The following is a 6,644-nucleotide window of genomic DNA, read 5'->3' on the forward strand; positions in this document are numbered from 1 at the left end:
CTTGCTGATATCATTTTTATAGTCGTTTGACAAGTTCTTAATAGAGATTTTCTGTTAACAGAAATAATTAAACACTGAAAAGCCATATGAGTTTACCTCTCAAAAATAAAAGAAAAAAACGGTGATGAACTGAATATGACAAATGGTTATGTTACTGTTAGAGGAAACAACTATGAAGTTAAAAAAGGCAAGTTAGAAATCCGTTTTAAGAAATTACAGGCCATTTCTGAGATTCAGGGCTTAGGTAATTTTACAAATCTTCAAGAGTTGATTATTGACCATAACAAAATAAAGGAGATTCGCGGTTTAGAGAACCTAGCTCAACTAAGAGTATTGGATCTTCGTTTTAATGAAATAACAGAACTAAAAGGCTTAGAATATCTAACAAACTTGCAGAAAATATATCTTAAAGGAAATCCTATACGAGCGGATGAGAAGTATTTAATGGGCAAGAGTGCACAACAGGTTGTAAGATATTGTCAAGAAAAAGTAAAAGGACTACCTTCTGAAGGTCAAGTTTCGACTACCCCAATTCCTGTTATGGAACCGGTTATGCAACCTACTATGGAACCGGTTATGCAACCTGGTATTGAGACTAGTCCCCCTGTGGCTGATGTTGGGGAAGTTCATCCAATGGAAGCGAAAAAATGTCAGAATTGTGGTTTTAAATTGGAAGATGATGTGATATACTGTCCGAATTGTGGAGTTGAAATTGAATCAGGTTTAAAACCTGTAATAAAAATGAACACTTGTCCATCTTGTGATTTTCCACTTGAAGATGATATGATCTTCTGTCCGAACTGCGGAAAAAGTTTAAGCTAGCAATTGGATTCAATGTAAATCTAAAAAAAGAGTTATAGTATAGAATCAAAGCCTTTATTTAAGGCTACTAATACTATTTTTGAAGCATGAATGAATTTGAAGAAAAAATGAAAGCCTTTATACGAGATAAAGATATTAAGTGTGCACATCTTCACTTTGAAAAATCCTGTCATTCAGTAGAAGAAGCTGCAAAAGCTGCAAAGGCTGAGAGAGAAGAGTTTGTTAAAAACATTTGCATGGTTGACTTTCAAGGAAATCTGATAGTCGCTATTGTCAAAGGAGAGAATAGAGTTAGTACGTCACGTGTAGCTAAAGCTTTAAATATCGAAAGACCCAGAACCGCTAAACCAGAAGAGATTTTAGAAAAAACAGGATTTCCTTGTGGTGGTGTTCCTTCATTTGGATATCAAGCAATATTTCTGATAGATCCAAGAATAATAGAAAATGAAGTTGTTTACACAAGTGGAGGATCTGAACACTCACTAGTAAAAATTTCTCCGGAAGAATTACAGAAAGCAAATCAGGGGCAAATTGTAAGAGTTCGTAAATAGACATTTGAAGTAATACCCTTATAATATTCAAATAAACTTTAAAAACGCCTAGGAGTTCAATTTTTATCAATATCAAATTCAATAGTTTTATATTTTTAAATGTCCATTGATTAGTTGAAAGAGTTAATTGAATAAATATTTGAGACATTTTTCCTTGAAGTGCAACGAGGGACAAACTATGCAAAAAAAACTACCTTTAGTTTCTGAACTTCCTATTCATGACGAATATGAAGCAGTAAATGAAACAATGAGCGTGCTTGAAGCAGCAAAACTAATGAAGACACGAGATATAACCGATTTAGTTGTTATTTCTGAAGAACACAAGCTAAGCGGTATAGTTATGGAATCTGATATCATCAGAAAAGTAATTGCTGTAGAAGAGGATCCCAGTCAAGTTACAATAAAGCAAATTATGGAAAAAACCGATCCTCTCTCTGAAGAAACTGATGTGATGACTGCTACACAGACATTGATTGACCGTAAAGTGCCTATTATTCCGATTGTACAAAAAAATGATCAAAAACTCCTGGGAGTACTTACAATTAATGATTGTCTTTTAGCCTTAAAAGAATTTGAACTATCTGCCTCAAAAGCTATCGAGGAGAAATGAAATGAAAGAGTGGAATGATCTTATTAACAGTTTATCAAAGAACTATTCAGAACTCTATCATCAAGGTATCACACATTCAGCTCTTAGAACACTCCAAACATTAACTGATCGCACAAGAAGTATGACTAATTTTTTACGAGGAAAAGTAAATGAACAAATCATCAACCAAATCGAAGCCTTTGCAGAATATCTTGGTTGGATGTCCCAACAATTACCAAAAGATGCTAATTTAGTTTCTTATTTGTACTGGACGCTGAATCAACTAATATCTCTATTAACGAGGGTTGTTTATACAACAAATTTCGGTTATCGACGACGAGATGATCACTATTTCCCATGGATATTCTTAATTTGGCGACCTTGGGGCGGTTGGTGGTGTGGATGGAGTATTTTCTATTTACTGCGTCTATCAAATTATAGACTATCCAGATTAATACGGACAAATATTCGAAAAGGTGTAGTTGATCCGAAAATAGTCCCATTTCTGCAATATTTGTCCTCTCAGACCCAATTCATATTGAAAGGTATCCCAAAAGAACTTTCTGAACTTCTAGACACAAATCTTACCAAACGTATAGCTACTCAATCACAAGAGATTGCATCAACAGTCGAAAAAATTGCCAGAGACCTGAAAATTCCAGAAGGACTTAACCTCCAAAATATAGACACGTTATTTGGTCAAATTAATGCGAGCATTGACCAAATGACTCAGCAGATTAGTCCTTTACTAATCAATTCGTTTAAAGAGATTTCAGATTCCGTCCAAAGCCTGATTAAAGAAGCAAAGAATGCAGGAACAATTCTGCCAGAAGCTGCATATCAATTAAAATCAATTATTCCAGAAGCTGAGTCTATTTATGTGAATATCTCTCAAACGCTTCGTGAAAAAATTGGAGGACAATCCCTCGATAGAATTCATGAAAATTTAACAAAAGTTGCAGATGTAACTGATTCGATTTTCACTCAAATCGAGGGAAAACTTGCAAGCATTCCCGTTCAAAGACTTGAAGAATTAACTCCAGCATTAACTCAATTAGGTTCAGTAAGCAGCGAACTTCTTAGTCAAATGAAGATAGATCCAAAAATACTCAGCAAATTGGGTACAACACTTCAAAAAGGTAAAATCCCAGCAATAGCAAAATGGGTATTACCAGGAGTGTCATCGGTTGATATTGGCTCAAAACTCTTAAAAACCACTGATGCTGCAGCGTTAGTTAAAAAAATAGATCCTTCAAAACTTGCAGTAGTCCATAAGATGACTAGGCAAACTGCCAATTTTGGCTCAGGCCTAAAAGAAGCTGCAAAGATCTTAGCAAAGATATTACAAGGCTTTAGATTCTAAAAACACTTTTTCTTTTTTTAAAAGGTTAGGCATAATAAACTGAGCTTTCAGTGTCTAATAAATGTTGCTTTAGCGTCTCAATAAATATGGTACTTGATAAAACACCAGATGCCAACAGTTTATTTGCTTGAAAGTATGTTTTAGCTTTCAATTCTGCCACTTCATAAGAATAAAGGGGTAGGATCCCCCAAAAATTCCCTCCCTCATCATGAAGTGCATAAATTAAACCCACGAATTGACTTTGTTTAATCTTGTTTTCATTTACTATTTGTGTTGACGTTTTCTTGTCACTTAAGGTTTTAATGTAAATAAGCTTATTGTACGAATCTATACTTGTATTAATTGCATGAAAATAAGCTTTTTCAGTAATATAGCTGTGCATAGAGGGCAACATTACGTAAACTAAATCAACACGCAGGTCTTCCTTCTCTCTATTTTGAAATATAGTTTTTGAGAGATTCATATTACTCGCACTTGCTTCAACATGCTTTATCAAGGAGTGAGCAATATTAATGAGAGGCTGCTTTTTTCTACGAAGTTGAACTCCTGTTTGATCGTTTTTTGCAAGTTCAAGAAATCTCTCAAAAAGATGGATACAATAGCTTGAAGCATAACTATCGACAATTTGACGATATGCTGAAACATTTTGTAAACGGGCCATCTCTAAAAACGATTCAGCACCTATGAGGAACCTATCAGCATACATAATCCATTCAATTCCTTTAGAAGTAGTAATTTCATCAATAACTTGATCTATCAATAACTTTGATCGATTCACAGCTTGCTGTGCTTCATTAAATTTATTATCGAAGAAAATTTTGTCAGATCTAAGATCCTGGTTCATAAGAAACGCTTTTATGGCTTCTAATTCTGGTATGTACTTTATTGTTTCGTGAATTTGGGAGAGATATTTATCTTTTAGATCAATAACAGTGTCGTATGTTTTGCTGATCCTTGCATAAGCATCCCTTAGATGAGGAGGAGTAGTTGGACGAATTATTGATTGCAATTCGTCTAGCAATTCTTGAGTTTCATTTAATTTATCCTGCACAAAAGGAGACAATAACTTTACTAATCCTTCTGGATAGAGAGTTTCGGTTTCTATTTCAATCCCCTCAATTAAGTTATATTGAAATTAACCTAATTGACTTGTTTTATAAAAAGTGATATTGTGACATTTTGAATTTCTATTGAGAATGACCAAAAAATGAGTAAGATATTAGAGAAATTAAACGGAGACGATTTAAGGACTATTGGAAACGCAGATGAAGTAGTTCAAGATATTCAAGAACTACCCCACTAACAGATAGGGCTTCTCGTTGTATAAGTTAAATGGTACTCTTATCTTTCACATAGGGACATGAGGAACAGACAAAAACTTTCTTCAGTCTTTGTTCTTTATTTACCCAAACTCTAAGATATAACGGGTCTCCACATTGTGGACAAAACATATGCTGAATTTCACATGCTTCTACTACCATTTCTATTTTCACCTTTTGTTCAACAACAATTGAATAATTAATATTATAAAAAACGATAATAAAAGGGATGACAGAGAGATCGGTGAAAGTAATCGATAAATAATAGACAAGTTTAGAGGCGAATATAACGTCTACTTAGGTTCATGAAATGAAATCATAAAAGAGATTGGTGTAAACTTCCTTCACCCATTCATTAATATCGCTGTTTCCAATGAACTCCGGACTCTATTATCTGTCATTTTCATTCTTTTTTCTACGTCGTACCTGCCTAATAATTCCCACCACAAGATTCATTCTTGGTACCTTTTGCATATAGTGTTTGTAGTCATCACCAAACCTTCCAATGTTGCGCTGTTCTTCTTGTCTTGAGATTAAGTAGAGACTGGCTATTCCAGGAATTCCAATAATCACAAATATCCAATGTTGATACAAGAAAATGGTGGCAACAAATATCCCTAAAATCCAACCCAGATACATGGGATGTCGAACAATTGCGTAAATTCCACTATCAATTAAGACATTTAATTTGCGGAAGAAAATAGAATAGTAAGACAGAGATATCAGAGTTATACTGACTGCAATGAATATCCAGCCAACATACAATAATACTTCAATATTATTTGGGTCAATAACCTTGAATATAATCAGTGGATTGCAGGGGAACGCCAGAACTGATAAAATACTAGCGATGAAGAACAGAAAACCCATTTTACTTGTTTGTTTCATATTTAGTGTCCTCCTCTTCTTCTACGCATTAGTGACTTAACAATCCCCAACAAGAGATTCATTCTTGCTACATATTTCATGTAGAGTCTTAAGTCATCTTCCCAGAAATTATTACAAAATGAAACATTTAGATAGTGTTCTGGGATGATATTAAGTTGCGTGAAATTGACTTTTTATGCAAGTCAAGATTTTATTCAACATCTTGAAGACGCTATGAACCTTCTAAAAGAGAAATTCAACAAAATTTTTTGGTTTTAATGATTCTTTTACTAGAAAAGTCACTATTCAAATAAGTACATTTTGTGTATTTCAAGTCAAATATAAAAAAGAGAAGTGTACACATATATACTTTTCAGAAAACTTGCGAAAACTAACTAAAAAAATGGTGAACTTTAATGGGGGAGTTATTGGAGAAGATTCCACCTGAGAAGCGATGGGCAATAACCGCCAAAATTCTTGAAACATTTGCATTATTGAGAGGGGAGAAACGGGTTGCGACCGAAATGGGTAAGGGTGAAGGGATTATCTCGCCTGTTTTAGGTGCAGAAAGGTTTCAAGAGTTAACAAATAAGGCCTGGGGTGAAGAAGGAGGAATGCGTTTATATCCATTGTTTAAAGAAATGTTCAATATACCAGTGGATGATGCAATAGGAGCGGCTAAAATAGTCTCGGTCGTTGCAAGTTTAGCGTTCGGCGATGAGTGGGAGCGTGAAATAGTCCAAAAAAGCAAAGACAAAACCATAGTTAGAACTACCAAGTGTCCTTGGATGAATAGGTGGAAAGAACAGGAAGTAAATCACGAAGTTATGTCCTGCTATCCTGTCCATGAAACATGGGTTCAAGGAGGACTCAAGGCTATCAATCCTAAGATAACCCATAAACTTACGAAAGCAATGCCAAAAGGAGACCCATACTGCGAAGACATCTACGAATTTAAGGACGAGTAGATCTTTAGATAGCTCGAAAGGTGAAATGGATGGGGGAGACATCAAAAGAGTTATTGCAGAAGATTCCAGTTGAGAAGTGCTGGACAATAACTGCTAAAGCTCTTACCGATTTCTTAGTAATGAGAGGGGAGGCTATCATCGCTCCTGATTTGGGGAGGAGTGAGG

8 protein-coding genes are annotated in these 6,644 nt (G+C 34.8%); 5 read left to right on the forward strand and 3 right to left on the reverse strand.

All coding sequences use genetic code 11. The annotated features are described in order from the left end of the window. Window positions 1-135 precede the first annotated feature (135 nt). The 4 genes from QVB70_RS16380 to QVB70_RS16395 all read left to right on the forward strand — a co-directional run bounded on the left by QVB70_RS16380 (window position 136) and on the right by QVB70_RS16395 (window position 3,325). Entirely contained in the window at window positions 136-822 is a 687-nt protein-coding gene (locus QVB70_RS16380) for a zinc-ribbon domain-containing protein (RefSeq protein ID WP_287588487.1), read from the forward strand. Between the two features lie 86 nt (window positions 823-908). Next, window positions 909-1,373, forward strand: coding sequence for a YbaK/EbsC family protein (locus tag QVB70_RS16385; protein ID WP_342766579.1), 465 nt, complete (start codon window positions 909-911; stop codon window positions 1,371-1,373). Between the two features lie 178 nt (window positions 1,374-1,551). Then, complete coding sequence (locus QVB70_RS16390; protein WP_287588491.1) at window positions 1,552-1,983, forward strand: cyclic nucleotide-binding/CBS domain-containing protein; 432 nt, start codon at window positions 1,552-1,554, stop codon at window positions 1,981-1,983. Between the two features lies 1 nt (window position 1,984). Next, entirely contained in the window at window positions 1,985-3,325 is a 1,341-nt protein-coding gene (locus QVB70_RS16395) for a hypothetical protein (protein WP_287588493.1), read from the forward strand. Window positions 3,326-3,350: 25 nt separating this feature from the next. On the opposite strand, the gene QVB70_RS16400 is transcribed toward QVB70_RS16395, so the two are convergent. The 3 genes from QVB70_RS16400 to QVB70_RS16410 form a co-directional block, all read right to left on the reverse strand. After that, window positions 3,351-4,388 (reverse strand): hypothetical protein, encoded by a 1,038-nt coding sequence (locus tag QVB70_RS16400; RefSeq protein WP_287588495.1) that lies wholly within the window; start codon window positions 4,386-4,388, stop codon window positions 3,351-3,353. Between the two features lie 265 nt (window positions 4,389-4,653). Then, the gene (locus QVB70_RS16405; protein ID WP_287588497.1) at window positions 4,654-4,806 is read right to left on the reverse strand and encodes a hypothetical protein; all 153 of its coding nucleotides are present in this window, start codon (window positions 4,804-4,806) and stop codon (window positions 4,654-4,656) included. Between the two features lie 228 nt (window positions 4,807-5,034). Beyond that, window positions 5,035-5,532 carry an isoprenylcysteine carboxylmethyltransferase family protein gene (locus QVB70_RS16410; protein ID WP_287588499.1) on the reverse strand — a complete coding sequence of 166 codons (498 nt, stop codon included), beginning with the start codon at window positions 5,530-5,532 and terminating at the stop codon, window positions 5,035-5,037. Between the two features lie 407 nt (window positions 5,533-5,939). Here QVB70_RS16410 and QVB70_RS16415 point away from each other — a divergent pair, with 407 nt between their 5' ends. Then, complete coding sequence (locus QVB70_RS16415; RefSeq protein ID WP_287588501.1) at window positions 5,940-6,479, forward strand: L-2-amino-thiazoline-4-carboxylic acid hydrolase; 540 nt, start codon at window positions 5,940-5,942, stop codon at window positions 6,477-6,479. The last annotated feature ends 165 nt before the right edge of the window (window positions 6,480-6,644 follow it).

Source organism: Candidatus Borrarchaeum sp. (genome assembly GCF_019058535.1).
Lineage (GTDB): Archaea > Asgardarchaeota > Sifarchaeia > Borrarchaeales > Borrarchaeaceae > Borrarchaeum > Borrarchaeum weybense.